Consider the following 23,972-nt stretch of genomic DNA (forward strand, 5'->3'; position numbering starts at 1 on the left):
GACGCGCGCGGCGCGCGTCAGGGCGGCGCCGGCACCGCTTCGTTCGCCAGCGCGTGGGTCAGCTCGCGCCGGCAGGCGACCAGCCCGGCCTCGCTGCGGTGGAATTCGAGCCGCAGGTCCACGTGCGGCCGGTCCAGGATGCGCGCGACGGTGGCCGCGACCACCGCGCAGTCGTCGTCGAACTCGCCGTGGCGGTCGGCATGCGCGGCGTGGGCCGAACCGATGGGCAGTCCGGCGGTGGGCGAGCGGATCCAGTCGAGCTGGCCGCTCTCGATCAGCCGGCGCAGGCCCGGGTCGGCCTCGACGAAGCGCGCCATGCCGACCAGCGGCGTGCCGTGGCGGTGCTCGGGGCGGATCCAGTCGCGGGCGCGCGCTTCCAACGCATGCGCGATCAGATAGAGCAGCGACTTGTTGTAGATGCGCGCGCAGTCGTCGGCCTGTTCGGCGCGGTCGGTGAGCGTGAACAGCGCGGCGCGGCGGATGGCGCCGGAGTCGATCGCCGGCGCATAGCTGTCCATGAACAGCGCGACGGTCGCGGCCGGCGCCCACAGCGCCAGGCTTTCGATGCGACGGCCGAGGCCGAGCATGCCGGCCGCAGGTCCGGCCTCGATCAGGCCATCGGTGGTGAGGAGCTGGACCAGCGGCGCCATCAGCACGGAACCGGCGCTGTGCGCGGCGACATGCAGCTCCACGTCCGGATCGTCCGCCATCCACTCGCCCAGCAGGCGCGCCACCCGCGCGGCGCCGCCGGCCTCCTGCAGTTCGCCGTCCACGCGCCGGATGGCGGTGGTGGCGAGCAGCGCGTTCTCCTTGATCTCCGCCCACAGCGCGCGCCCACCGAGCATGCGCGCGAGCGGTTCGAGGGTGTCGTCGAGGCGGTCGAGCAGCAGATCGCGCGCGCGCTCGAGCGGCCCGCCGGCGCGCTGGCGGCCGGCATCGCGCAGCAGGTTGCCGACCGTGGTCCAGAAATCGGTGTGCCACAGGAAGCACAGCGGGTAGATCTGCTGGTCCAGCAGCGCCTCGCGGTAGTCGGCCACGCGCTGGATCGCCGCCTCCTCGGGCACCAGCCCGCCGTGCGCGTACAGCAGCACGCGCTTCTTGCGCCACCCGCGCGTGAGCCGCGGCAGGTCGTTGCGGACGATGTTGCGCACGTCCTCGACGCTGGTGCCGAAGCGGCCGTCCTCGCGCAGGCGGCCGTCGTTGCCGAGCGAGATCACGTGCGGACGCAGATCGGCCTGCGCGTACGTCGCCGCCTGCCGCGCCAGCGCCGAACGGCTGATCGCCACCGCGCGCGGGCAGCTGAGCTCCACCGGCACCGCGAGCCGCGCGACCCAGACGTCGGTGCCGCGCTGCAGCCACTCGTCGTAGCTGACGTGGCCCAGGCCGCCACGTCCCCACTTCGCGCCCCACGAGTTCTGGAACCAGAAACCGCGTTCGTCGTAGCCGACGATGGCGATCGCGTGGTAGCCGAGGATGTCCTGCGTGGTCCAGCGGATGCGGCCGTCGTCGCCGGGGTCGAGCCAGTCCTCGTGCACCGCGCAGGACGCGAACAGGATGCCGACCTCGGCGAACGCCGCATGCATCGCCACCAGATCCTTGTGGTTGACGCGGAAGTAGGCGCCGAGCGGACGGCGCGCGGCATCGCGCGCGCGCTCCTCGGTGTAGGCCTCGACGTGATCGCCGGTGCGGTACGGCCACAGCCGCTCGGCGCAGACGCCGTGGTGGTGCCAGCCCTTCATCGCGCCGCGGCAACTGGAGCCGGAGTACGCCTCGCCGCGCCACTCGTCGTAGCGGCGCGCCATGTCGTAGAGCATCCGCGTGCTGACGCGGGCGCGGTCGGGTACGGTGCGGCGCGTGCGCAGCAGGTAATGCGCGACGGTGGCCAGCGCGAACGCGGTGCAGGCGCCCTCCGACTGCTGGTCGAGCACCGGCAGGCGCAGGCGCAGGAAGGCATCGGGCGGCACCCGCGCCGGCACTTCCACCAGCGTGGGTTCGAACAGGCGGTCGCGGAAGTCGGCGGTGTCGGGCCGGGCGTCGAGCTGGCGGGCCGGGCGGCGCGTCGTGCGCTTGCGGGGAGTGGTGGTCATCGGTCGTGCCCTCCTTCGACGAACGAGCATGCCGCAGGCTGATCGCACCGACCGCGACGGCACGCGCGCTTCCCGCGTCGGGTTACTCTGCGCGCATGAACGATACGGACACGCTCGCCCGCCTGCGTGAGGAAGCGGGTTCGGGGGATCCCGAGGCGCTCTACCGCCTTGCCGTCCACCTCGTGCTCGCCCATGAGACCGACGAGGCTCTGTCGCTGCATCGCCGCGCCGCGGAGGCCGGCCACTCCAATGCGCAGGTCGAGCTGGCGCGCATGCTGATGCATGGCATCTCGACATCCGCGTCGCCCAAGGCTGCCGTGCATTGGCTGCAGCGCGCGGAAAGCGCCGGCAACGTCGCCGCGGCGTACTACCTGGCGCTGATCGCATTGGGCGGGGTGGCGCTCGCGCGTGACGGCCGCATCAACGAACGCGTGTACGCGGCGGTCGGCGCAGGATTCGCCCCCGCGTTGCTGGCCGCGGCCTTGCATTTCGGGCGCAAGCCGGACCCCGCCGATCAGACGCTCTGCCTCCAGCTTCTGGAGAAGGCGGCCGCACGCGGCGAGACGACCGCGGCATTGCTGCTCGCCGAGCGGCTCCGCCTCGGCGAAGGCTGCGCCGCCGACCCGGAAGCGGCTGCCGACGTGTACAGGCAACTGGCGCGCTTCGGCATCGCCCCGTTGCCGGAAATCCGCGCCCAGCCGCCTCTGGGGGCCGTGACCGCTGCGGCGCCGTGCACGCTGGCGCTGGAGGACGTGTTCGTGCCGCCGCCCGCGCGGCCGCTCGCGGCGAAGCCGCGCGTAGCGGTCGTCGACCGTTTGCTGTCCGCCGACGAATGCCGTCTGCTGGTCGCGCGCGCGCGTCCCCATCTGCGCGAATCGCAGACCGTCGATCCGGCAACCGGCTTGCCGATCAAGCTGCCGATCCGCACCAGCAGCGACGCGAGCTTCGACCCGGTCGGCGAGGACCTGGCGCTGCGCCTGGTGCAACTGCGAATGGCCGTCGCCGCAGGCCGCGAGCTGGTCGATGCCGAGCACCTGACCGTGCTGCGTTACGCACCCGGGCAGGAGTACCGTCCGCATCGCGATTACCGCCCTCCCGGGTCGATCGAACGCGACCGCCCCGCGGCCGGAAATCGCGCCCGCACGATCTGCGTCTATCTGAACGACGTGGACGCCGGCGGCGGCACCGAATTTCCGCTGGCGGGAATAAGTGTCGAGCCGAAGGCGGGACGCGCGGTGGTGTTCGACAACCTGCACCCGGACGGCACGCCCGACCCCGATTCGCTGCACGCGGGCCTGCCGGTCGAGCGCGGCGAGAAGTGGTTGGCGACGCTGTGGATCCGCGAGCGGCGGTATCGGGACTTCTGAGTCGGCGGCAGGCGAACCCGGAACCGTTTCCGCCCGCCGCACGGCGGACATACGCGACCGTACCGTCGCGCCTACACGGGCCCGCTGAAGACGATTGCATTACACTTCGCGCCGGCGACGACCGGCCCGATGCCGTCTTCCGCGCCTGTTTCCTTTCTCTTCAAAGACTTATACCCACCGTTGGCACTCGTTCGCCTTGCGCGAATCGGTCGCCTCCGTCCGGAGCACCCGATGATCTTCGAAACCATCGACACCACCGGCCACGAGCAGGTCGTGTTCTGCCACAACAAGGATGCTGGCCTGAAGGCCATCATCGCCATCCACAACACCGTGCTCGGCCCGGCGCTGGGCGGTCTGCGGATGTGGCCGTACAAGTCGGAGGCGGAGGCGCTGAACGACGTGCTGCGCCTGTCGCGCGGCATGACCTACAAGAACGCGGTCGCGGGCCTGAACATCGGCGGCGGCAAGGCGGTGATCATCGGCGATCCGTCGAAGGACAAGTCCGAGGCGCTGTTCCGCGCGTTCGGCAAGTTCGTCGATTCGCTCGGCGGCCGCTACATCACGGCCGAGGACGTCGGCATCGACGTCAACGACATGGAGTACGTCTACCGCGAAACCGAATACGTCACCGGCGTGCACCAGGTGCATGGCGGCTCGGGCGACCCCTCGCCGTTCACCGCCTACGGCACCCTGCAGGGCCTGATGGCGACGCTGAACCGCAAGTTCGGCAACGAGGAAGTCGGCCACTACAGCTACGCCGTGCAGGGCCTGGGCCATGTCGGCATGGAGTTCGTCAAGCTGCTGCGCGAGCGCGGCGCCAAGATCTTCGTCACCGACATCAACAAGACGCTGATCGACCGCGCGGTCGACGAGTACGGCGCCGAGGCGGTGGCCCCCGAGGAGATCTACGACGTGCCGTGCGACGTCTACTCGCCGTGCGCGCTCGGCGGCACCGTGAACGAGCAGACCCTGCCGCGCCTGAAGGCCAAGGTCATCTGCGGCGCGGCCAACAACCAGCTCGCCAACAACGAGATCGGCGACGAGGTCGAGCGCCGCGGCATCCTCTACGCGCCGGACTACGCGGTGAACGCCGGCGGTGTGATGAACGTGTCGCTGGAGATCGACGGCTACAACCGCGAACGCGCGATGCGCATGATGCGGACGATCTACCACAACCTCACCCGCATCTACGAGATCGCCGACCGCGACCGCATCCCGACCTACAAGGCCGCCGACCGCATGGCCGAGGAGCGCATCGCCATGATCGGCAAGCTCAAGCTGCCGATGGGCCGCACCGCGCCGCGTTTCCACGGCCGCATCCGCGGCGGGCACTGATCGCTCGCGACTCGGGAATCGGAAATGGGGAATCGGTGAAGCCGCTCCCCGTTCCACTCGAGGTTCCTGATCGACCCGTGCGCGTTGCGTCCGATTCCCGATTCCCCATTCCCTTTTGCCGGCCACTGACCCATGCGCCCCTTCCCCCTCGGTGAAGACATCGACGCCCTCCGCGAGGCCGTGCGCCGCTTCGCCGAGGCGGAAATCGCGCCGCGCGCGGCGCAGATCGACCACGACAACGCGTTCCCGCAGGATCTGTGGCCGAAGCTCGGCGAGATGGGCCTGCTCGGCATGACCGTGCCGGGCGAATACGGCGGCAGCGACATGGGCTACCTCGCCCATCTGGTCGCGATGGAGGAGATCTCGCGCGCGTCCGGTTCGGTCGGCCTGAGCTACGGCGCGCACTCCAACCTGTGCGTGAGCAACCTGTACGCCAACGGCACCGAGGCGCAGCGGCGGAAGTACCTGCCGAGGCTGTGCAGCGGCGAGTGGAAGGGCGCGCTGGCGATGAGCGAGCCGGGCGCAGGGTCGGATGTCGTCGGCTCCATGAGCTGTCGCGCCGAGAAGCGCGGCGATGTCTGGGTGGCCAACGGCAACAAGATGTGGATCACCAACGGCCCCGAGGCCGACGTTCTGGTGGTCTACATGCGCACGGCGGGCAAGGAGGCCGGCAGCCGCTGCATCACCGCGTTCATCGTCGAGCGCGGCATGAAGGGCTTCCGCACCGCGCAGAAGCTCGACAAGCTCGGCATGCGCGGCTCCAACACCTGCGAGCTGGTGTTCGAGGACTGCGAGATCCCCGACGAGAACGTGCTCGGCGAGGTCAACCAGGGCGTCAGGGTGCTGATGAGCGGGCTCAACACCGAGCGGCTGGTGCTCACCGGCGGCCCGCTCGGGCTGATGCAGGCCGCGCTCGACGTCGCCCTGCCCTACGTGCGCGAACGCAAGCAGTTCGACGCGCCGATCGGCACCTTCGGGCTGATGCAGGGCAAGATCGCCGACATGTACACCGCGCTGCAGTCCAGCCGCGCGTTCGCCTACCAGGTCGCGCGCGACTACGACGCCGGCCACCGCAGCCGCGTCGACGCGGCGGCCTGCCTGCTGCACGCCTCGGAAGCCGCGGTGCAGGTCGCACTGGAAGCGATCCAGGCGCTCGGCGGCAACGGCTACATCAACGAGTACCCGACCGGCCGCATCCTGCGCGACGCCAAGCTCTACGCGATCGGCGCGGGCACCAACGAGATCCGCCGCATGCTGATCGGCCGCGAACTGTTCGAAGGCCGCGACTGATCTAGCATGGCGGTCGCGATGGCGACCGCCGTGCCCCCGCTCGTCACCCGACCGCTGGCCCGCGACGACTGGCCGGCGATCGAGCGCCTGTTCGGCGCCAACGGCGCCTGCGGCGGCTGCTGGTGCATGTGGTGGCGGGTGCCGATGGGCGGCAGGACCTGGGACGCCGCCAAGGGCGAACCCAACCGCCGCGCCTTCCGTGCGCTGGTGGAGTCGGGCCGGGCTTCGGGCGTGCTCGCGTTCGCGCAGGACGAGCCGGTGGGCTGGTGCGCGGTCGGGCCGCGCGGCGAGTTCCCACGGCTCGAGCGCAGCAGGGGGCTCGCGCGCGACTGGGACGCGCGCACCTGGTCGCTGAACTGCCTGTTCGTGCCGGCCAAGCATCGCGGTCGCGGCGTGGCCTCGGCGCTGGTGGCCGCCGCGGTGGCGCATGCGCGGACGCGGGGCGCGCGCGAACTGGAGGCCTATCCGCAGGCGGTGCGTCCCGGCGTGCCGCTGGCCGGTGCGTTCGCGTGGACCGGCGTGCCCAGCCTGTTCCTGGCGCAGGGCTTCGAGCCCGTCGTCCCGCACGAACGCGGGCGCGGGCTCTACCTGCTGCGCCTGTGAGGCGCAGACCTCGCGCACTTCGCACGACGCCCCTGCCGGGGCTCGCTACACCTGCCGCGGCGCCGCGATCGCAGGCGCCCGGCCGTCCGCGAAGTACTTCCGGTCCAGCCACGCCACCGCCGCCAGCGAGGCCAGCAGTGGCCCGAACCAGGCGATCAGGGAGTACCAGGACGGCGGCGCGAAGCCGAGCGCCTGCACGATCCGGTTGAGCCCGATCGACAGGAAAGCGACGTGGGTGGCGACGCCGCAGCCCATCATCGCGCTGTAGTGTTCCTTCAACCACCAGCGTGCGGACTGCAACGGACGTGCACGGCGATACAGCATCTCGACGCCGGTGGCGGCGCCGACCAGGCTGAAACCCATCAGCAGGGGCTGCGAGACCCGCCAACCGGCCGCGAACACCGCCACCGACGCGACGAGATTGAGTAAAGCCACCGTCAGATACGCGCGATCGCGAAAAGCCGCCTGGTCGCGCTTGCGGCGCACCGCGCGCCATCCCAGCCACATCACGGTCGCGGTGATCAGCACCAGATAGGCGAGAAACGTCCCGGTCACGTCGTGCCCGCGGGCGAACGCCATCGCGGTGATCGGCAGCGCGCTGATCGTCACGCCGACCATCGCCAGCAGGTAGACCTTGCCGCTGCCCCGATGCAGCGGGCCGCCCTTGCGCGCGAACGCGGCGGACCAGAACGTCAGCAGCGCCGCGGTCCCGAACAGTGCATGCGCCAGCACCAGTGTGCGATATGCGTCCATCGATCCGACTCCATCGCCGGCGACGGCCGGCGCACGATCGCAGTCTCCGTTCGCGCGTCCGCCCGCGGCAGAGGCATGAAGTCACCCGACGGGGGTGAGAAAAGTCACCTCCTGCGCCAGCGGCCGCGTACGGCGGTTGCACGCTCCTATACTCGCCGCATGCACGCCGATGCCGCCCGCGAACACGATGCCGAGCCGGCGCCCGAACGCGCCGTCGACGTTCCGTCGGCGACCGCCTCGATCTGGCACGGCGGACTGCTCTCGCCGCTCAACCTCGCCGCGTACGCCACCTGGCTGCCGGTCGCCCTGGTGATGCTGGCCTCGGCGCGGCGCGACGGCCTCGACCGCGGCGAACTGTTCGGCCTGGGCTGCCTGCTCGGCTTCATGGCGCTGTTCCTGACGCGCATCGCGATGGAACGCGCGCCCGCGCTGCACGATCGCTGGTGCGCATCGCTGCTGCTGGCGCAGGGTGCGCTCGCGCTGCTCGCGACATGGCTGCTGCGCGGCGGCATGGGCGCGATCCTGCTGGTGCTGGTGGCGGTGCAACTGTTCGCCGCCCTGCCCTGGCGCCGCGCGCTGGGATGGCTGGCGGTGTTCAACCTCGGGCTGGTGGCGATCTGGCGCTTCGGCTTCGGTCTGGAGTGGGCGCGCGTTCCGCTCGAGCTGTTGCCGATCCTCGGCTTCCAGGCGTTCGCCGGGCTGACCGCGCATTACGCCACCGCGATCGAACGCACCCGCGACGAGCTGGCGCGGGTCAACGCGCAACTGCTGGCGACGCGGCGCCTGCTCGAGGAAAGCGCGCGCGGCGAGGAGCGGCTGAAGCTCTCGCGCGAACTGCACGACGTCGCCGGCCACAAGCTGACCGCGCTCAAGCTCAATCTGGCGCGCCTGCATCGCAACGGCGATGCGCCGGTGCGCGAGGAGGTGACGATCGCCGCCCAGCTCGCGCACGAGCTGCTGGACGACATCCGCGCCGTGGTCGGCGCGCTGCGCCGCCACGACGGCATCGATCTGCGCGGCGCGCTGCAGACGCTCACCGCGCGCATTCCCGGCCCGCGCTTTTGCATCGACGTTTCCGACGATGCGCGGCCGGGCAGCGTCGCCGCCGCGGAGACGCTGCTGCGTTGCGCGCAGGAAGCGATCACCAACGCGCTGCGCCACGGCCACCCGCGCGAGATCGCGATCGTCTGCCGCCGCGAATCCGGCGGCGTCACGCTGCGCGTGCTCGACGACGGCGCGCAGGCACCGGAGCTGACGTTCGGCAACGGCCTCACCGGCATGCGCGAGCGGCTGCAGCAGCTCGGCGGCACCCTGCACGTGGCCGCGCGCGCGCCGCGCGGCGTGGAACTGGTCGCGCGGCTTCCCGCGGGCGTCTGATGACCGCGCCGGTCCGCATCGCCATCGCCGACGACCAGGCCCTGGTGCGCCGCGGGCTGTCGGCGCTGCTCGCCGATCTGGGATTGCACATCGCCCTGGAGGCCGACGACGGCGCCGCGCTGCTGGCGGGCGTGGCGAAGCGTCCGGTCGATGTGATCCTCAGCGACATCCGCATGCCGGGCATGGACGGCATCGCACTGGTGCGCGCGCTGCGCGAGCGTCGCGACGCCACGCCGGTGATCCTGCTGACCACCTTCGACGACAGCGCGCTGATGCTGGCGGCGGTCGACGCCGGCGCGCAGGGTTTCCTGCTCAAGGACGCCTCGCCCGAGGATCTGCGCGAAGCGATCCTGCGCGTGGCCGCCGGCGAAACCCTGCTGCAGCCCGTCAGCCTCGGGCCGGTGCGCGCCGCGTGGCCCGACCGCGACGCCGGACCGGCCGACCCGCACCTCACCGAACGCGAACGCAGCATCCTGCGTCTGGTCGCCGGCGGCTATTCCAACAAGGAGATCGGCCGCAGCCTGCACCTGTCCGAGGGCACGGTGAAGAACTACATCTCCGACATCCTGCTGAAGCTGGACTGCCGTGACCGCACCCACGCGGTCCTGAAGGCGATCACCCGGCGTCTGCTGTGAGCGGCGACGGGCGCCGCCAGCCGCGCGCGCCGCCCGATTGCTCCTCATGCTGCAGCGCCGCATAATCGACCGATTCCGGCTCACCCGCCAGCCCCGCACACGGAGCCCGCCATGAGCGACATCGTCATCGTCGGTGCCAAGCGCACCGCCATCGGTTCCTTCCTCGGCCAGTTCACCGGCGTGCCGACGCCGACCCTCGGCGCGGCGGCGATCCGCGGCGCGCTGGAGCAGGCGGGCGTCGCGCCCGACCAGGTCGACGAGGTGTTCATGGGCTGCGTGCTGCCGGCCGGCCTCGGCCAGGCGCCCGCCCGCCAGGCCGCGCTCGCTGCCGGCCTGCCCGCCGCCACCGGCTGCACCACGGTCAACAAGGTGTGCGGCTCGGGCATGAAGGCGATCATGCTGGGGCACGACCTGATCAGGGCCGGCTCCGCCAGCGTCGTCGTCGCCGGCGGCATGGAGTCGATGACCAACGCGCCGCACCTGCTCAACGGCTCGCGCACCGGCATCCGCTACGGCGCCGCCGAGTTCCTCGACCACATGGCGTGGGATGGCCTGACCAACCCCTACGACGGCAAGGCGATGGGCGTGTTCGGCGACATGATGTGCGAGAAGTACGGCTTCGACCGCGCCGCGCTCGACGCCTTCTCCGCCGAGAGCGTGCGCCGCGCGCAGGCGGCGGTGTCCGGCGGCGCCTTCCGCGACGAGATCGTCCCGGTGACCGTCAAGGGCCGCAAGGGCGAGGTCGTGGTCGACACCGACGAGGAGCCGGGCAAGATCGATCCCTCCAAGATTCCGACCCTGCGCCCGGCGTTCGGCGGCGTGATCACCGCGGCCGCCTCCTCCAAGATCTCCGACGGCGCCGCGGCGACCGTGCTGATGCGCGCCGAGGACGCCGCCGCGCGCGGGGTGCGGCCGCTCGCGCGGATCGTCGCCCACGCCACCCAGTCGCAGGCCCCGGAGTGGTTCACGACCGCGCCGGTGGGCGCGATCGAGAAGGTGCTGCGCAAGGCCGGCTGGTCGGTCGCCGACGTCGATCTGTTCGAAGTCAACGAAGCGTTCGCGAGCGTGGCGATGGCGCCGATGAAGGATCTCGGCATCGCGCACGAGAAGCTCAACGTGCATGGCGGCGCGTGCGCGCTCGGCCATCCGATCGGCGCCAGCGGCGCGCGCCTGGTGGTGACGCTGCTCAACGCGATGCGCCAGCGCGGCGCGAAGCGCGGCGTGGCGACGCTGTGCATCGGCGGCGGCGAAGCGACCGCGCTCGCGGTGGAACTCATTTGATCGTCCGGAGTTAACGCCGGACTAACGAATTGGTGGCGGCCACCCGCTTGACACGCGTAATTGGCTTGTCATCATGTCATTGGCGCGCATTTTGCGCGTTGCCAAACTAACGACGAGGAAACTAGACCATGTCCATGAACAAGGCGCTGATCGCCCTGGCCCTGGGTTTCGCCCTGGCCGCGTGCTCGAACCAGAAGCAGGCTGAAGACGCCGCTGCCGACGCCAACGCCGCGGCCACCGAGGCCCAGGCTGCCGCCGACCAGGCCGCCGCTTCGACCGACGCCGCCGCCGCTGACGCCGCCCAGGCTTCGGCCGACGCCGCCGCCCAGGCTGCCGACGCCGCCGCGACCCAGGCCGACGCCGCTGCCGCTGCTCCGACCGCCGGCGCTGCCGACGCCGCCGCCGACGCTGCCCAGCAGTCCGCCGACGCCGCCGAGCAGGCGAAGGACGCGGCCGAAGAGACCGCCGAAGAGAAGAAGTAATCTCCTCTTCACGCGGTACACGCGAAAAGGAAGGCCGCCGGTAACCCCGGCGGCTTTTCCGTTTGCGGGGCCGGTGCGACGACGCGCTCGCCTCCACCGTTGTGGTAATAAGCCCACCGTGTGACCCACACATCGGAGACCAACCCCATGAACACCAAGCTCTTCGTGCTCGTCGCCGCTGCCGCGCTCGCGCTGTCGGCCTGCAAGAACGAGACCCCGACCGCCCAGAGCGAGGCCAACGAGGCCGAAGCCTCCGCGCAGCAGGCGGCCGACGCCGCCGCCCAGGCCGCCGATGCCGCGGGCAACGCCGCCGCCGAGGGCGCCGAGGCCGCGGCCGCCGCCACGGGCGAGGCGGTGGGCGAGGCCGCGCAGAACGTCGACGAGGCCACCGACCAGGCCCAGGCCGCCGCCGCCGAAGCGGCTGCGGGCGCCGCCAACGCCACCGCCGAAGCCGCGCAGAACGTCGCCAACAAGGCGGAGAACGCCGCCGAGAAGGCCGAAGCGAAGGCCGAAGAAGAGAAGAAGGACTGACGTCCCCGCAGCACGCACGAAGGCCCGCGCAAGCGGGCCTTCTTTTTTCGCCCTCTGGTCCGCGATATTGGCCGCGCGCGCACTCTGTGGTCTTATGCGCGGCCCGACCCGACACGCATCGACCATGCCGATCCTCGCCTCGCAGATCGATCCGCGTTCCCAGGATTTCCGGGACAACGCCGCCTACCACCGCGCGCTCGTCGAGGAGCTCGAGGCGCGGCTCGCGCGCGCCGCGCAGGGCGGCGGCGAGAAGGCGCGCGCCAAGCACACCGAGCGCGGCAAGCTGCTGGTGCGCGACCGCATCACCGCCCTCCTCGATCCCGGTTCGCCCTTCCTCGAGATCGCGCCGCTCGCGGCCGAGGGCATGTACGACGACCAGGCGCCCGCGGCCGGCATCGTCTGCGGCATCGGCCGGGTGATTGGGCAGGAAGTGGTGGTGGTCGCCAACGACGCCACCGTCAAGGGCGGCACCTACTTCCCGATGACGGTGAAGAAGCACCTGCGCGCGCAGGAGATCGCGCGCGAGAACCGCCTGCCCTGCGTCTACCTGGTCGATTCCGGCGGCGCGTTCCTGCCGCTGCAGGACGAAGTGTTTCCGGACAAGGAGCACTTCGGCCGCATCTTCTACAACCAGGCGCGGCTGAGCGCGGAGAACATCCCGCAGATCGCGGTGGTGATGGGCTCCTGCACCGCGGGAGGCGCGTACGTGCCGGCGATGTGCGACGAGAGCGTGATCGTCAAGGAACAGGGCACGATCTTCCTCGGCGGCCCGCCGCTGGTGAAGGCGGCGACCGGCGAGGTGGTGGACGCCGAGGCGCTCGGCGGCGCCGACGTGCACACCAGCGTGTCCGGCGTGGCCGACCACTTCGCCGAGGACGATCGGCATGCGCTCGCGATCGCGCGCGAGATCGTCGGCCATCTCAACCGGCGCAAGCAGCCGCCGGTGGCGATCCGCGAGGCGCGCGAACCGCTCTACCCGGCCGAGGAGCTGTACGGCATCGTGCCGAAGGACATGCGCCGGCCGTTCGACATCCGCGAGGTGATCGCGCGCATCGTCGACGGCAGCGAGTTGCAGGAATTCAAGGCGCGCTACGGCAAGACGCTGGTCACCGGCTTCGCGCACATCCACGGCTACCCGGTCGGCATCGTCGCCAACAACGGCATCCTGTTCTCCGAGAGCGCGCTCAAGGGCGCGCACTTCATCGAGCTGTGCAACCAGCGCGGCATCCCGTTGGTGTTCCTGCAGAACATCACCGGCTTCATGGTGGGCCGCAAGTACGAGAACGCCGGCATCGCCAAGGACGGGGCCAAGATGGTGACCGCGGTGGCGTGCTCGCACGTGCCGAAGTTCACCGTGGTGATCGGCGGCAGCTTCGGCGCCGGCAACTACGCGATGTGCGGCCGCGCGTACGGCGCGCGCTTCCTGTGGATGTGGCCGAACGCGCGCATCTCGGTGATGGGCGGCGAGCAGGCGGCGAGCGTGCTCGCCACCGTCAAGCGCGATGCGCTGGAAGCCGCCGGCAAGACCTGGAGCGCGGAGGAGGAAGAGGCGTTCAAGGCGCCGATCCGCGAGCAGTACGAGACGCAGGGCAATCCGTACTATGCCACCGCGCGGCTGTGGGACGACGGCATCATCGACCCGGCCGACACGCGCCGGGTGCTGGGCCTTGCCCTGTCGGCCGCGCTCAACGCGCCGATCGAAGGGCCGTCGCGCTTCGGGGTGTTCCGCATGTGACCTGGCGGTGGCGGCCGGCGCGGGGCCGGGCCGCACCGCAGCGGGGGCGCCACAGGCGACGACCGCGCGTCCACCCGGCCGTGCGGTCGAGTACCGGCGCGCCAAACGTGATCGCCCGATGAACGTCGGGCCCGCGGCGCGGAGGAACGGCGACCGCCGTCCCAACCGCGCATGGCCGCGCTGCTAGCCTCGACGGACGCTCCCTCACGAGACCGTCATGGCCATCTTCAATCCCCCGTCGAACCCGAAGAAGGACGCCGCCCCCGCCCCGCCCGCCAGCGCGCTGCCCAGGGAACCGGACCCGCGCACCGAGATCGGGTTCGGCCCGCCCGTCGCCGCGCCGCCGGGACCTTCGGCCGCGCCCGCCGCGACCGCGCGCGCCGCCGAGCCGGCCGCCAAGGAATCGCTGATCGCCGCGGACCTGACCATCGAGGGCCGGATCCAGGGCGCCGGGCATGTGCGCATCGCCGGACGGTTCAAGGGCGACATCACGGTCGACGGCGACCTGACCATCGAGGTGGGCGCCAAGGTCGACGGCGGCGTGCGCGCGCGCCGCGTCACCGTGGCGGGCGAGCTGGAAGGCAACGTCGAAAGCGCGCAGCGCGTCGAGCTGCTGGAGACCGGCGTGATCGCCGGCGACGTCAAGGCCGGCACGGTGGTGGTCGCCTCCGGCGCGCGCATGCGCGGTCACGTCGAGTTCGGCTGGGAAGACGGCGCGCCCGCAAGGCCGGAGCACGGCAGCCGCGAATGAACGCCGGACGCACCGCCGCGCCCGGCGCCACGCGCGTGTGTCCGCATTGCCGGGCGACGATCCTGGAGAGCGCGGCGGTGTGTCCGGCCTGCCGGCATCACCTGCGCTTCGAGGATGCCGCCGCCCGCACCGCCGCCCGGCGCACGACGCCGCTTCAGGTGGAAGGCACGCTGTGCGGCCCGTCCGGCGAGCGGGCGTGGGAGTACACCGTGGTGGTGGCGATCCGCGACGAGCGCGGCGAGGAGATCGCGCGCCACGTGGTGGGCGTGGGCGCGCTGGCGGAGGGCGAATCGCGCACCTTCTCGCTGGGCGTGGAGGCGGTCGAAGTGGCGGCGCCGGCGCGGGTGCGACGCCGGCGGTGAGCGCGGCGGGCCTCGCCCGGCCGCGCGGCACGCGCTCCGGGGCCCGCTCAGCCCCCGAACGCCGCGCGCATCGCCGCCTCGTCGGGACGTTCGATCACCCCGCGCTCGGTGACGATGGCGTCGATCAGCGTGTGCGGCGTCACGTCGAACACCGGATTCCAGGCGCCGACCCGCTCGGCCGCCGTACGCACGCCGCCCAGCGAGAACAGCTCGGCGGCATCGCGCTCCTCGATGTGGATGGCGTCGCCGTCGGGGGTGTGCATGTCGACCGTTGACGAAGGCGCCACCACCATGAAACGCACGCCGTGGTGACGCGCGGCGATCGCGAGCTGGTAGGTGCCGATCTTGTTGGCGGTATCGCCGTTGGCGCAGATGCGGTCGGCGCCGACGATCACCCACCGCACCGCGCCGGTCTTCATCAGGTGGGACGCGGCGGCGTCGGCGATCAGCACCGGCGCGATGCCGTCCTGCTGCAGCTCCCAGACCGTCAGCCGCGCGCCCTGCAGCCACGGCCGCGTCTCGCCCGCGTACACGCGCTCGATGCGGCCCTGCGCCACGCCGGCGCGGATCACGCCGAGCGCGGTGCCGAAGCCGGCGGTGGCCAGCGAGCCGGTGTTGCAGTGGGTGAGCACGCCGCTGCCGGGTTCGATCAGCGCCGCGCCGAGCGCGCCCATGCGGCGGTTGGCGGCGAGATCCTCCTCGGCGATCGCCTGCGCCTCGCGCTCGAGCACGCCGCGCCAGTCGGCGCCCGCGCCCTGCAGCGCGCGCCGCATGCGGGCGAGCGCCCACGCCAGATTCACCGCGGTGGGCCGCGCCGCGTTGAGGCGCTGCATCGCCGGTTCCAGCGCGACCGCCGCCTGCGCGCCGTCGGCGGCCTCCACGCGGCGCGCGGCCAGCACCACGCCCCAGGCCGCGGCGATGCCGATCGCCGGCGCGCCGCGCACCACCAACTGACGGATCGCCTCGGCGACGCCGTCGCTGTCCTCGTAGCGCAGATGCTTCACCTCGAACGGCAGCGTGCGCTGGTCCAGCAGTTCGAGGGCCTCGCCCGTCCAGCGGATCGGGCGGATGCGGTCGTAGCGGTCGAAATCGAAAGCGTCCATCGCGCCATTGTAGGCGCGTGCCTCCGTGCGCCCCGCGACGATGGACGCGGGCCGGCCGTCAGCGGTCTTCCTCGACCCAGGGGCCGCTCTCCTCCTCCGGCGCGCCCCACGGGCGGGGGTGGTCGTCGCGCCAGCCCCATCCGCCGCGCCGGCCGACCTCGAACTCGCCGCGGCAACCGTGATCGACCCAGATCCCGCCGCGCTGCACGCCCCACGAGCGGCCTTCGATGCACGGGCTGCGCGAGAACTGCCGCACCAGCCGCACGCCGCCGCGGATATCGACCGGACAGAAGCGCGAGCGGTTGTCGCCCGACTCGCAGCGCACCAGGCGCGCCGGTTCCTGCCAGCCGCGCCGCACGCGGAACTCGGCGCGGCAGCCGCCGGCGACCCAGACGCCGCGGCGGTCCTGGCCCCAGGTCTGGCCCTCGATGCACGGCGATGCGGAAAGCTGGCGCAGCAGGCGCACGCCGCCGCGGGCGCTGACCGGGCAATGCGTCCAGCGGTTGTTGCGCGACTCGCAACGCACCACGTCGCCGCCGCCCCAGCCCGGGGATCCGCCATAGCCGATCACGAACTCGGCGCGGCAGCCGTCGTCCACCCACACGCCGTCCCGGCGCACGCCCCAGGAGCGGCCTTCCACGCACGGCGTGTCCGACAGTTGGCGCGCCAGCCGCACGCCGCCGCGGGTGTCGGCGGGGCAGAAGCGCGAACGGTTGTCGTCGGACTCGCAGCGCACGACGTTCTCGCCGTAGTGCTGACCGGCGTACTGCGCGCGCGCGGCCGGCGCGCAGGCGGCCGCCGCGAACGTGGCGATCATCAGGACCCAAGCGGCACGCATCGTCGTCGCTCCCAGGTTGGACACCGCCGAATCTAGCCCGTGCAAATGAACCCCGTCCGAAAACTTCACGGGCGGGTAACGCGCGTGCAGTCGCCGTTCACCCGGCTCAGGCGCGGTCGAACGCGAAGGCAAGCACGTCGGCGATGCGGTCGGTGTCCAGCATCGCCATCAGCAGGCGGTCGACGCCGAGCGCGACCCCCGCACAGGCCGGCATGCCCGCTTCCAGCGCGGCCAGCAGACGCTCGTCCTGCGGCGGCGCAACATGACCGCGCGCCAGACGCGTGGCGCGGTCGCGCTCGAAGCGCGCGCGTTGCTCGGCCGCATCGAGCAGCTCGTGATAACCGTTGGCGAGTTCCAGCGGACCGAGGTAGAGCTCGAAACGCTCGGCGACCGGCGGATCGCCGTGGCGGATACGCGCCAGCGCGCATTGCGAAGCGGGGTAGTCGATCACCGCCAGCAGTTGCTCGCGCGGGAACGCCGGCTGGATGCGATGGGTCATCAGCAGGTCGAGCCAGTCGTCGCGGGCCAGTCCGTCGGGATCGATGCGGACGTCGCCGAGCGCCGCGCGCAGTTCGGCTTCGCTGGCGGTGAAGGGGTCGAGGCCGAGTGCGTCGCGGTAGAGATCGCGGAACGTGGTCTCGCGCAGGCGAGCCTCGCGCCCGACCAGCGCCAGCGCGGCCTGCACCAGTTCGGCGGTCTCGCGCGCCAGCCGGCGGTGGTCCCAGCCGACGCGGTACCACTCCAGCATGGTGAACTCGGGGTTGTGCCGGCCGCCGGCCTCGCCGTCGCGGAACACGCGGCCCAGCTCGTAGCAGTCGCCGATGCCGGCGGCGAGCAGACGCTTGAGCGCGAACTCCGGCGAGGTGCGCAGCCAGCGCGTGCGCGGCGCGCCGTCGGTGCGACCGGAGAACTCCAGCGAGAACGAGGCGATGTTGGGGTCGGTGTTGCCGGCCATCGACAGGACCGGCGTCTCCACTTCCAGCACGCCGCGTCGGGCGAAGAAGTCGCGGATCGACGCGTTGAGGCGGGCGCGCAGGCGGAGCGCTTCGACGGGCGCCGAGGGGCGCCAGTCGGCGGGCGGTGCGTCGCCGGCGCTTGTCCCCCTCACCCCGGCCCTCTCCCCCGCAAGCGGGGGAGAGGGGGACGAAGCGGCGAGGCGAGAAGACGAAACGTCGCTGGCGCTTGCCCCCCTCACCCCAGAGGAGCCTTCAAAGCACTCGCGTTCCATGCGACGCCCGCCGTATCCCCCTCTCCCCCGCTTGCGGGGGAGAGGGCCGGGGTGAGGGGGGCGCGCCTGCAAGGCGCGCCAGATCGCATCGACCACCGCCTCCGGGTGCTGCAACACCTCGTGATCCCAGAAGCGCAGCACCCGCCATCCAGCCGCTTCAAGCCGCGCGGTACGTCGGCGATCGGCCGCCGCATGGCCAGCCTCCGCATGCTGTCCACCGTCGAGCTCCACTGCGAGCGCCCTTTCGACGCAAGCGAAATCGAGGATGAAGCCCAACGCGCGGTGCTGCCGCCGGAACTTCGCGCCAAGCTGATGGTTGCGCAGATGCCGCCACAGCAGTGCCTCGGCGTCGGTCTGTTCCTTGCGCAATCGTCTGGCGTGATCCATCTCCCTCGCCTCGGCCGGATTCAAGCGCCCGGCTCCGCCAGAAACGCCAGCAGGCGCGCCTCGTCCCAGATCTCGATGCCGAGCTCCTGCGCCTTGGCGAGCTTGCTGCCGGCCGCTTCGCCGGCGACCACGATCGAGGTCTTCTTCGACACGCTGCCCGACACCTTGGCGCCGAGCGCTTCGAGCCGGGCGGTGGCGTCGTCGCGGCTCATCGACGACAGCCCGCCGGTGAGCACCACCGTCTTGCCGGCCAGCGGGCCGTCGCTGGCGCGCTGCGGCGGGCCTTCGGGCCAGTGCACGCCGTTGGCGCGCAGCGCGGCGATCACCTCGCGGTTGTGCGGTTCGGCGAAGAAATGCGCGATGCGCGAGGCGACCACCGGACCGATGTCGGGCACCGTGAGCAAGGCCGCCTCGCCGGCGGCCATGATCGGATCGAGCGCGCCGAAGTAGCGCGCGAGCGTCTTCGCCGTGGTTTCGCCGACGTCGCGAATGCCGAGCGCGTACAGCAGGCGCTCCAGTGTGGTGCGGCGGCTGCGGTCGATCGCGGCCAGCAGGTTCTCCGCCCATCGGGTGGCGATCTTGCCCGCCTTGACCGTCTCCGGCACCGTGCCGTCGCGCTCGTCGGCGCGGCGCTTCATCTGCAGGAAATCGTCGAGCGTGAGCGTGTAGAGATCGGCCACGGTCCTCACGTAGCCGAAATCCACCAGCGCCTCGACGAAGCGCTCGCCCAGGCCTTCGATGTCCATCGCGCGGCGCGAGGCGAAATGCAGAAGCGCCTGCTTGCGCTGCGCCGGGCAGTACAGGCCGCCGGTACAGCGCGCGACCACCTCGCCCTCCTCGCGCTCGACGGCGGAGCCGCACACGGGGCACGCCGTCGGCAACGCATACGGGGGGTGCAACGGCTGTCCGTGCGTATCGAGTGGGCGCCGTTCCTCGATCACGCGCACGACCTCGGGGATGACATCGCCCGCACGCCGCACGATCACGCTGTCGCCGACGCGGACGTCCAGCCGCGCCACCTGATCGGCGTTGTGCAGGGTCGCGCTGGTGACGGTGACGCCGGCGACCTGCACTGGCTTCAGCCGCGCCACCGGCGTCAGCGCGCCGGTGCGGCCGACCTGCACGTCGATCGCCTCGATCACCGTCGCCTCTTCCTGCGCCGGAAACTTGTGCGCCAGCGCCCAGCGCGGCGCGCGCGAGACGAAGCCCATCGCACGCTGCTGGTCGTAGCGGTCGAGCTTGTAGACCACGCCGTCGATGTCGTACGGCAGGGCGTTGCGGCGCGCGCCGATCTCGGCGAAATACGCCAGCAGGCCATCGAGGCCGCGCGCGGTGCGCGTCTCCGGGCAAACGGGAAAGTGCAGCGTGCGCAGCCAGGCCAGCGTCTGCGAATGCGTCGGCGGCAGCGCGGCCCCTTCCACCTCGCCGAGCGAATAGGCGAAGAACGACAGCGGACGTTGCGCGGTTACGCGCGGATCGAGCTGACGCAGCGAACCGGCCGCGCCGTTGCGCGGGTTGGCGAGCGTCTTCTCGCCATGCTCGCGCGCCCAGGCGTTGTAGCGCTCGAACGCCGCGCGCGGCATGAACACCTCGCCGCGCACCTCCAGCACCGGCGGCGCGTCTTCGGGCAGGGTCAGCGGAATGGCGCGGATGGTGCGCAGGTTGGCGGTGACGTCCTCGCCGGTGCTGCCGTCGCCGCGCGTGGCGCCGCGCACGAAGCGGCCGTGCTCGTAGCGCAGGCTGATCGCGAGACCATCGAGCTTCGGTTCGACCGAGAACACCGGCTCGGCATCGCCGGTTTCCTTCGCGATGCGCGCGACGAAGTCGGCCACCTCCTCGTCGCTGAAGGCGTTGGCGAGCGACAGCATCGGCACCGCGTGGCGCACCGGCGCGAACCGTTCCGAGGGCGCATTGCCCACCCGCGCGGTGGGCGAGTTGGGATCGGCCAGCTCCGGATGCCGCTCCTCCAGCGCCTGCAGCTCGCGCAGCAGGCGGTCGTACTCGCTGTCCGGGATCGACGGGTCGTCGAGGACGTAGTAGCGGTAGTTCGCCTCGTCGACGAGGCGGCGCAGTTCGGCGATGCGGGCGGCGGGATCGGCGCTCATCGGGAAACTTTAACGCGGGCCGCGCACCCTCGGGTCGGCCCCAGGTGGCCGCGGCGCGTGCGGCGGGCGAGCCTGAGCGCGGAAGCGACGGAGTCGAGGCCATGACGCAACTGGCGCGGATCGGCGGCAGCACGCCGCAGTTCCACCGGTGGGACGATCTTCTGCGCGACGCCGCGGGCGATGCCGGCGCGCTGCTGGCCGCGTTGCAGCAGGCGCCGGCCGCGGACCGCGCGGGGCTGGCGGCACGCACGCTCGATGCCCTTAGCGATGCGCAGTTGTCCGCGCTCGCGGCGCAACCGCGCGGCGCCGAGACCCTGCGCGCCCTGCGCGACGCGGCGGCGGACGCGCCCGCCGGCGCGCCGGGCGCGGATGCGCGCGTGGCACGTGCGGACGGCGCGCTGCGGCAGGCCGACGAGGCCCGGTTGGCGAAGGAGAAACAGGAGCTGCTGCTCGATCTGGGCCAGATCGCGCTCGACATCGTCGGCATCTTCGAACCTACGCCGTTCGCCGATCTGACCAACGCCGGCATCTCGATCTGGCGCGGCAACTGGCTCGATGCCGGGCTGTCGGCCGTGGGCGTGATCCCCTACCTCGGCGATGCGGCCAAGCTGGGCAAGCTCGGCAAGTTCGGCAAGGTGATCGAACGGGCGGTCGAACTGGCGAAACTCGACCCCGGCTTCGCCGACCAGCTTCGGCCCGCGCTGAGGAAGATCAAGGACGCCATCGACGCCGCGCCGGTCGATTCCCTGCCCGGCCCGGCGCGCGATGCCGTGCGGTCGATGAAGGGCAAGCTGGACGAGTTCTTCTCCGGCGCGGCCAAGACCCCCACGACCGGTCCGCGAATGGCGGATGGCACGCCGCTTCCGGCCAACGTGAAGTTGGATCTGCGTGGAACGAGCGTGATCGATCCCGCTGCCGCTAGCCGCTTGACGGACGCCTCACGTTTGCCGCAGGTGAGCAATGGTAAGGTCGAGGTGACCCACGGACCCGAAGCAGGGACCACGAAGACCGTGATTCTTTCGAAGGAGGCGGGGCAGACGGTGACCAAGGACGGTTACACCATCACCAAGGACGCGAACGGCTTCCCGATCTTCAACAGCAGGTTCGACACCTTCGTTCCCGATCATCTGCTGGGCACGGGCAAGGAGGCCGATCATTTCCGCTACGCCAACGAGCGTCTAGGCACTCTACTGCGTCAGAACCCCGAGCTCGCCAAAGACATGGGGCTCGACGCGGCGCAAGTGAAGCATCTGACCAAGCAGCCGCCCTCCTCGGCGCCGCCACCGGGTTTGACGTGGCACCATCACCAGGACGTCGGCCGCATGCAGCTGGTCGTGCGTGCCGAGCACCAGGCCCATGTGCCGCACACCGGTGGCATGTCGATCTGGGGCGGTGGCTACAAGTAGACTCAGGCGCCCGATTCCTTTCGACCCTGGGCCATGACCATCGACTGGGAAGAGTATCTCGACGTTCCGCCGGCGAGCGATGCCGACATCGCTCGCGTGGAGCACACGTTGGGCGTCACGCTGCCGGATGATTTCCGCGATGCCTTGCGCCGGCATCAGGGCCGCCTGCCGACACGGAACGTCCTGCATGCCGACGCAATGAATCCCGTGACGTTCGGACCGCTGCTGCACGTCAGCAGCACGGCAGATGGCTATGCGGCCGACTACGAGATGACGCGGGTGGCGGCCGTGTGGCGGCGGTTGTATCCGAAGGTCGTGCCGATCGCCGACAACGGTGGCGGCAGTTGCTTCGCCTACGACTACGCCGCTGGAGAAAGGCAGCCGCCGATCGTTTTTCTCAACCACGAAGCCGAGCCCACCGACCCGGCAGGAAAAATCCGCGTGGCGGATTCGTTTGCCGAGCTTCTTGCGAAGCTTCGCGAACAGTGACCCACCGGTCCCCGGAAGCGACGGAGCATGTCCGAGCAGAGGATTTCACCCGAGTTGAAGCCGAGCGATGTGCGGTTGGAGAGAATCGGCGCGATCCTCGGAACGCTCCTGCCTGCAGAGGCGGACTGGATCACGGCCGAAGCGACCGTCGGCGACGACTGGTCGGAAGTCCGCTTTACCTACGGCGGCGCCGATGGAACGCCGCGGTATTTCTCGATGGCCGAGCATCCGGCGACCGCGGCCGGCGATATCGGCGATGTCCTCATCGACATGCGCGAGCGGTTGCGGCAGGACGGCGGTGAGGTGTGGAACGGTTGCCGCTTCACCTTGCAGCGCGATGGGCGCTTCTCGCTCGACTTCGCCTTCGACCAGGCGACTTCGTAGCGGGCGCATGCAGGAGGCCCGCGTGAAGTCGTCCGATCTCATCCTCGCCTCGATCGCGGAGCGCCTGGCGACCGATCCGAAGGTCAACGCCGCGCCGTGGGATCAGTACGCACTCGTCGCCTGGTACGGCGACGGCGTGAGCAAGCTCAACGGGTTCCGCTACCGCGGCGATGCGCCAGGCGAGCCTGCCACTCCGGCCTCGTTCGAGATCGAGGACCTGCTGGACGATCTGCGTGCGGCAACGCAGGTGGAAGGCAAGGGGCCGTGGCGCGCGTGCGTGGTTCGGCTGGATCGCGCCGATGGGAAGGTGACGGTGGATTTCGAGTACGAGCGGCCCGAGGTGTGGGAGGTCACGCCGGCGACGGTGCGCCGGGTCGCGGAGCGCGCGAGATCCGCGGACGCCCTCACCCCAACCCCTCGTCCGCAGCACGGGAGAGGGGCCACGTTGCCGTAGGTTGGGCTGAGCGCAGCGAAGCCCAACATCGCGCGGCCTCGTACATCAAACATCGCTTCAGGTGCAGACGAGCCATGCGCGCCTGCGGCGCGCGCCCTCACCCCGACCCCTCTCCGGCCCGCCGCAGCGCGGCGGGCGTTCGTCGGCGCGCGAGCCTGCGGCTTGCAAGCGCGCCTCCCCACCCCGCACGCGGGAGAGGGGCTCAAACGCGGTGAGCGCTCGGTCGCGGCTGAAGCCGTTCCTGCAACGGGGTTACCAGCGGGTGGGTCTGGTGAGCGGCGGGGCTTCGCGCTGGCGGTCGTAGGCGCGCATCTCGTCGCGGATGTGGGCGATGCGCTGGCGGCCGAGGGCGTTGCGCTGGTCGTCGAGCACCACGCCGTCGAGCAGCTCGGCCATGCGCTGGGCGGTCGGCAGCATCGTTTCCCAGGCGTCGAGTGCGGAGATCGGCGCCGGCAGCGTGAGAAAGAACGCCAGCGCGGGCGTCTCCAGCGCCTGGATGTTGGCCATGTCGAAGCTGCCCGGCTTCATGATGTTGGCGACGCTGAAGATCGGGCCGCGCTCGGGGTGGTTCTCGATCAGGCGGTGGAACACGCCCATATGGCCGTACACCAGACCGGCCTTCTCGGCGGCGACCACGATGTCGGGGCCATGCAGCTTGCGGCCGGCGCGCGCGGCGAGGTAGACGGTGACGATCTTGTCGAACTCCTCGCTGACGCGGCGGCCGAGTTCGCTGTGCGGCGGCGCCGGGCGCTCGCGCGGCGCGAGGTCGAGTTCGGGCTGGGCGATGGCGGGTTCGGCGCCGATCTCGCGTTCGAGCTGCTCGGCGAGCGTCGGCTCGTCGGCCGCCTCCGCGCGCGTCTCGCGCGGCATGCGGCGGCCCTGCCCCGGCTTGCGCGGGCGACCGAAGAAGTAGATCGCGCCGATCAGCAGCAGGCCGGCGACGAGGATGCCCAGCCGCAGCAGCATCATGTCAGACATCGGATCCTCCT

The 23,972-nt window shown here is 71.4% G+C and carries 23 protein-coding genes and 1 pseudogene; 16 read left to right on the top strand and 8 right to left on the bottom strand.

The window, feature by feature from the left end; translation table 11 throughout:
• Nucleotides 1-17: 17 nt before the first annotated feature.
• Nucleotides 18-2,087, bottom strand: a complete 2,070-nt coding sequence (locus FQY64_RS04610) for a C1 family peptidase (RefSeq protein WP_146472532.1) — start codon at nucleotides 2,085-2,087, stop codon at nucleotides 18-20.
• Nucleotides 2,088-2,182: 95 nt separating this feature from the next.
• Between FQY64_RS04610 and FQY64_RS04615 the strand changes: the two genes are divergently transcribed.
• The 4 genes from FQY64_RS04615 (at nucleotide 2,183) to FQY64_RS04630 (ending at nucleotide 6,682) form a co-directional block, all read left to right on the top strand.
• Nucleotides 2,183-3,454 (top strand): 2OG-Fe(II) oxygenase, encoded by a 1,272-nt coding sequence (locus FQY64_RS04615; RefSeq protein WP_146472533.1) that lies wholly within the window; start codon nucleotides 2,183-2,185, stop codon nucleotides 3,452-3,454.
• 231 nt (nucleotides 3,455-3,685) lie between these two features.
• Nucleotides 3,686-4,789, top strand: coding sequence for a Glu/Leu/Phe/Val dehydrogenase dimerization domain-containing protein (locus tag FQY64_RS04620; RefSeq protein WP_146472534.1), 1,104 nt, complete (start codon nucleotides 3,686-3,688; stop codon nucleotides 4,787-4,789).
• Between the two features lie 132 nt (nucleotides 4,790-4,921).
• Nucleotides 4,922-6,079, top strand: a complete 1,158-nt coding sequence (locus tag FQY64_RS04625) for an isovaleryl-CoA dehydrogenase (protein WP_146472535.1) — start codon at nucleotides 4,922-4,924, stop codon at nucleotides 6,077-6,079.
• An 18-nt stretch (nucleotides 6,080-6,097) separates the two neighbouring features.
• On the top strand, nucleotides 6,098-6,682 hold the full coding sequence (locus FQY64_RS04630) for a GNAT family N-acetyltransferase (RefSeq protein WP_222431752.1): 585 nt from the start codon (nucleotides 6,098-6,100) through the stop codon (nucleotides 6,680-6,682).
• A 45-nt stretch (nucleotides 6,683-6,727) separates the two neighbouring features.
• Here FQY64_RS04630 and FQY64_RS14925 read toward each other — a convergent pair whose 3' ends face one another.
• A complete protein-coding gene (locus tag FQY64_RS14925) occupies nucleotides 6,728-7,435 on the bottom strand; it encodes a DUF2306 domain-containing protein (RefSeq protein WP_222431753.1) in 708 nt (235 codons plus the stop codon).
• 159 nt (nucleotides 7,436-7,594) lie between these two features.
• Here FQY64_RS14925 and FQY64_RS04635 point away from each other — a divergent pair, with 159 nt between their 5' ends.
• From FQY64_RS04635 to FQY64_RS04670, 8 genes are all read left to right on the top strand, one after another.
• Nucleotides 7,595-8,812 carry a sensor histidine kinase gene (locus tag FQY64_RS04635; protein WP_186760854.1) on the top strand — a complete coding sequence of 406 codons (1,218 nt, stop codon included), beginning with the start codon at nucleotides 7,595-7,597 and terminating at the stop codon, nucleotides 8,810-8,812.
• Nucleotides 8,812-9,447, top strand: a complete 636-nt coding sequence (locus tag FQY64_RS04640) for a response regulator (protein ID WP_146472537.1) — start codon at nucleotides 8,812-8,814, stop codon at nucleotides 9,445-9,447. The genes FQY64_RS04635 and FQY64_RS04640 overlap by 1 nt, the downstream gene beginning before the upstream one ends.
• Before the next feature lie 111 nt (nucleotides 9,448-9,558).
• The gene (locus FQY64_RS04645) at nucleotides 9,559-10,728 is read left to right on the top strand and encodes a thiolase family protein (RefSeq protein ID WP_146472538.1); all 1,170 of its coding nucleotides are present in this window, start codon (nucleotides 9,559-9,561) and stop codon (nucleotides 10,726-10,728) included.
• 128 nt (nucleotides 10,729-10,856) lie between these two features.
• Nucleotides 10,857-11,210 (top strand): hypothetical protein, encoded by a 354-nt coding sequence (locus FQY64_RS04650; protein ID WP_146472539.1) that lies wholly within the window; start codon nucleotides 10,857-10,859, stop codon nucleotides 11,208-11,210.
• A gap of 147 nt (nucleotides 11,211-11,357) precedes the next feature.
• Nucleotides 11,358-11,741 carry a hypothetical protein gene (locus FQY64_RS04655; protein ID WP_146472540.1) on the top strand — a complete coding sequence of 128 codons (384 nt, stop codon included), beginning with the start codon at nucleotides 11,358-11,360 and terminating at the stop codon, nucleotides 11,739-11,741.
• Nucleotides 11,742-11,865: 124 nt separating this feature from the next.
• Nucleotides 11,866-13,476, top strand: coding sequence for a carboxyl transferase domain-containing protein (locus tag FQY64_RS04660; protein WP_146472541.1), 1,611 nt, complete (start codon nucleotides 11,866-11,868; stop codon nucleotides 13,474-13,476).
• Nucleotides 13,477-13,693: 217 nt separating this feature from the next.
• Nucleotides 13,694-14,227 carry a bactofilin family protein gene (locus tag FQY64_RS04665; RefSeq protein ID WP_146472542.1) on the top strand — a complete coding sequence of 178 codons (534 nt, stop codon included), beginning with the start codon at nucleotides 13,694-13,696 and terminating at the stop codon, nucleotides 14,225-14,227.
• Nucleotides 14,224-14,589, top strand: a complete 366-nt coding sequence (locus FQY64_RS04670) for an FxLYD domain-containing protein (RefSeq protein WP_146472543.1) — start codon at nucleotides 14,224-14,226, stop codon at nucleotides 14,587-14,589. Before FQY64_RS04665 ends, FQY64_RS04670 begins: the two co-directional genes overlap by 4 nt.
• Nucleotides 14,590-14,636: 47 nt before the next feature.
• Here FQY64_RS04670 and mtnA read toward each other — a convergent pair whose 3' ends face one another.
• The 5 genes and pseudogenes from mtnA to ligA all read right to left on the bottom strand — a co-directional run bounded on the left by mtnA (nucleotide 14,637) and on the right by ligA (nucleotide 20,250).
• Nucleotides 14,637-15,692 (bottom strand): S-methyl-5-thioribose-1-phosphate isomerase, encoded by a 1,056-nt coding sequence (gene mtnA / locus FQY64_RS04675; RefSeq protein WP_146472544.1) that lies wholly within the window; start codon nucleotides 15,690-15,692, stop codon nucleotides 14,637-14,639.
• A 58-nt stretch (nucleotides 15,693-15,750) separates the two neighbouring features.
• A complete protein-coding gene (locus tag FQY64_RS04680) occupies nucleotides 15,751-16,530 on the bottom strand; it encodes a DUF3011 domain-containing protein (RefSeq protein WP_146472545.1) in 780 nt (259 codons plus the stop codon).
• A gap of 106 nt (nucleotides 16,531-16,636) precedes the next feature.
• Nucleotides 16,637-17,638, bottom strand: a complete 1,002-nt coding sequence (gene epmA / locus FQY64_RS04685; RefSeq protein WP_268245297.1) for an EF-P lysine aminoacylase EpmA — start codon at nucleotides 17,636-17,638, stop codon at nucleotides 16,637-16,639.
• Between the two features lie 198 nt (nucleotides 17,639-17,836).
• Nucleotides 17,837-18,145 (bottom strand): annotated as a pseudogene (locus tag FQY64_RS14930) (endonuclease domain-containing protein); the annotation flags it as partial.
• A gap of 20 nt (nucleotides 18,146-18,165) precedes the next feature.
• Complete coding sequence (gene ligA / locus FQY64_RS04690; RefSeq protein WP_146472547.1) at nucleotides 18,166-20,250, bottom strand: NAD-dependent DNA ligase LigA; 2,085 nt, start codon at nucleotides 20,248-20,250, stop codon at nucleotides 18,166-18,168.
• A 101-nt stretch (nucleotides 20,251-20,351) separates the two neighbouring features.
• On the opposite strand from ligA, the gene FQY64_RS04695 reads away from it, so the two are divergent.
• The 4 genes from FQY64_RS04695 to FQY64_RS04710 are packed head-to-tail and all read left to right on the top strand — an operon-like array spanning nucleotide 20,352 to nucleotide 22,983.
• The gene (locus tag FQY64_RS04695) at nucleotides 20,352-21,656 is read left to right on the top strand and encodes an HNH endonuclease (protein WP_146472548.1); all 1,305 of its coding nucleotides are present in this window, start codon (nucleotides 20,352-20,354) and stop codon (nucleotides 21,654-21,656) included.
• A gap of 33 nt (nucleotides 21,657-21,689) precedes the next feature.
• Nucleotides 21,690-22,145, top strand: coding sequence for an SMI1/KNR4 family protein (locus tag FQY64_RS04700; protein WP_146472549.1), 456 nt, complete (start codon nucleotides 21,690-21,692; stop codon nucleotides 22,143-22,145).
• 27 nt (nucleotides 22,146-22,172) lie between these two features.
• On the top strand, nucleotides 22,173-22,529 hold the full coding sequence (locus FQY64_RS04705; RefSeq protein ID WP_146472550.1) for an immunity protein YezG family protein: 357 nt from the start codon (nucleotides 22,173-22,175) through the stop codon (nucleotides 22,527-22,529).
• Nucleotides 22,530-22,551: 22 nt separating this feature from the next.
• Entirely contained in the window at nucleotides 22,552-22,983 is a 432-nt protein-coding gene (locus FQY64_RS04710) for a hypothetical protein (protein ID WP_186760855.1), read from the top strand.
• A gap of 252 nt (nucleotides 22,984-23,235) precedes the next feature.
• On the opposite strand, the gene zipA is transcribed toward FQY64_RS04710, so the two are convergent.
• Nucleotides 23,236-23,961 carry a cell division protein ZipA gene (zipA, locus tag FQY64_RS04715; protein WP_146472551.1) on the bottom strand — a complete coding sequence of 242 codons (726 nt, stop codon included), beginning with the start codon at nucleotides 23,959-23,961 and terminating at the stop codon, nucleotides 23,236-23,238.
• Nucleotides 23,962-23,972: the final 11 nt, after the last annotated feature.

The sequence above is a fragment of the Vulcaniibacterium thermophilum genome (assembly GCF_007923255.1).
Lineage (GTDB): Bacteria > Pseudomonadota > Gammaproteobacteria > Xanthomonadales > Xanthomonadaceae > Lysobacter_F > Lysobacter_F thermophilum.

Coding starts and splice junctions, on each gene's coding strand:
- FQY64_RS04640 (WP_146472537.1), top strand. CDS start 8,812: ATGACCGCGCCGGTCCGCATCGCCATCGCCGACGACCAGGCCCTGGTG.
- FQY64_RS04700 (WP_146472549.1), top strand. CDS start 21,690: ATGACCATCGACTGGGAAGAGTATCTCGACGTTCCGCCGGCGAGCGAT.
- FQY64_RS04625 (WP_146472535.1), top strand. CDS start 4,922: ATGCGCCCCTTCCCCCTCGGTGAAGACATCGACGCCCTCCGCGAGGCC.
- FQY64_RS04695 (WP_146472548.1), top strand. CDS start 20,352: ATGACGCAACTGGCGCGGATCGGCGGCAGCACGCCGCAGTTCCACCGG.
- FQY64_RS04610 (WP_146472532.1), bottom strand. CDS start 2,087: ATGACCACCACTCCCCGCAAGCGCACGACGCGCCGCCCGGCCCGCCAG.
- FQY64_RS04630 (WP_222431752.1), top strand. CDS start 6,098: ATGGCGACCGCCGTGCCCCCGCTCGTCACCCGACCGCTGGCCCGCGAC.
- FQY64_RS04670 (WP_146472543.1), top strand. CDS start 14,224: ATGAACGCCGGACGCACCGCCGCGCCCGGCGCCACGCGCGTGTGTCCG.
- zipA (WP_146472551.1), bottom strand. CDS start 23,961: ATGTCTGACATGATGCTGCTGCGGCTGGGCATCCTCGTCGCCGGCCTG.
- FQY64_RS04620 (WP_146472534.1), top strand. CDS start 3,686: ATGATCTTCGAAACCATCGACACCACCGGCCACGAGCAGGTCGTGTTC.
- FQY64_RS04615 (WP_146472533.1), top strand. CDS start 2,183: ATGAACGATACGGACACGCTCGCCCGCCTGCGTGAGGAAGCGGGTTCG.
- FQY64_RS04645 (WP_146472538.1), top strand. CDS start 9,559: ATGAGCGACATCGTCATCGTCGGTGCCAAGCGCACCGCCATCGGTTCC.
- FQY64_RS04655 (WP_146472540.1), top strand. CDS start 11,358: ATGAACACCAAGCTCTTCGTGCTCGTCGCCGCTGCCGCGCTCGCGCTG.
- FQY64_RS14925 (WP_222431753.1), bottom strand. CDS start 7,435: ATGGACGCATATCGCACACTGGTGCTGGCGCATGCACTGTTCGGGACC.
- FQY64_RS04660 (WP_146472541.1), top strand. CDS start 11,866: ATGCCGATCCTCGCCTCGCAGATCGATCCGCGTTCCCAGGATTTCCGG.
- FQY64_RS04680 (WP_146472545.1), bottom strand. CDS start 16,530: ATGCGTGCCGCTTGGGTCCTGATGATCGCCACGTTCGCGGCGGCCGCC.
- ligA (WP_146472547.1), bottom strand. CDS start 20,250: ATGAGCGCCGATCCCGCCGCCCGCATCGCCGAACTGCGCCGCCTCGTC.
- FQY64_RS04705 (WP_146472550.1), top strand. CDS start 22,173: ATGTCCGAGCAGAGGATTTCACCCGAGTTGAAGCCGAGCGATGTGCGG.
- mtnA (WP_146472544.1), bottom strand. CDS start 15,692: ATGGACGCTTTCGATTTCGACCGCTACGACCGCATCCGCCCGATCCGC.
- FQY64_RS04665 (WP_146472542.1), top strand. CDS start 13,694: ATGGCCATCTTCAATCCCCCGTCGAACCCGAAGAAGGACGCCGCCCCC.
- FQY64_RS04650 (WP_146472539.1), top strand. CDS start 10,857: ATGTCCATGAACAAGGCGCTGATCGCCCTGGCCCTGGGTTTCGCCCTG.
- FQY64_RS04635 (WP_186760854.1), top strand. CDS start 7,595: ATGCACGCCGATGCCGCCCGCGAACACGATGCCGAGCCGGCGCCCGAA.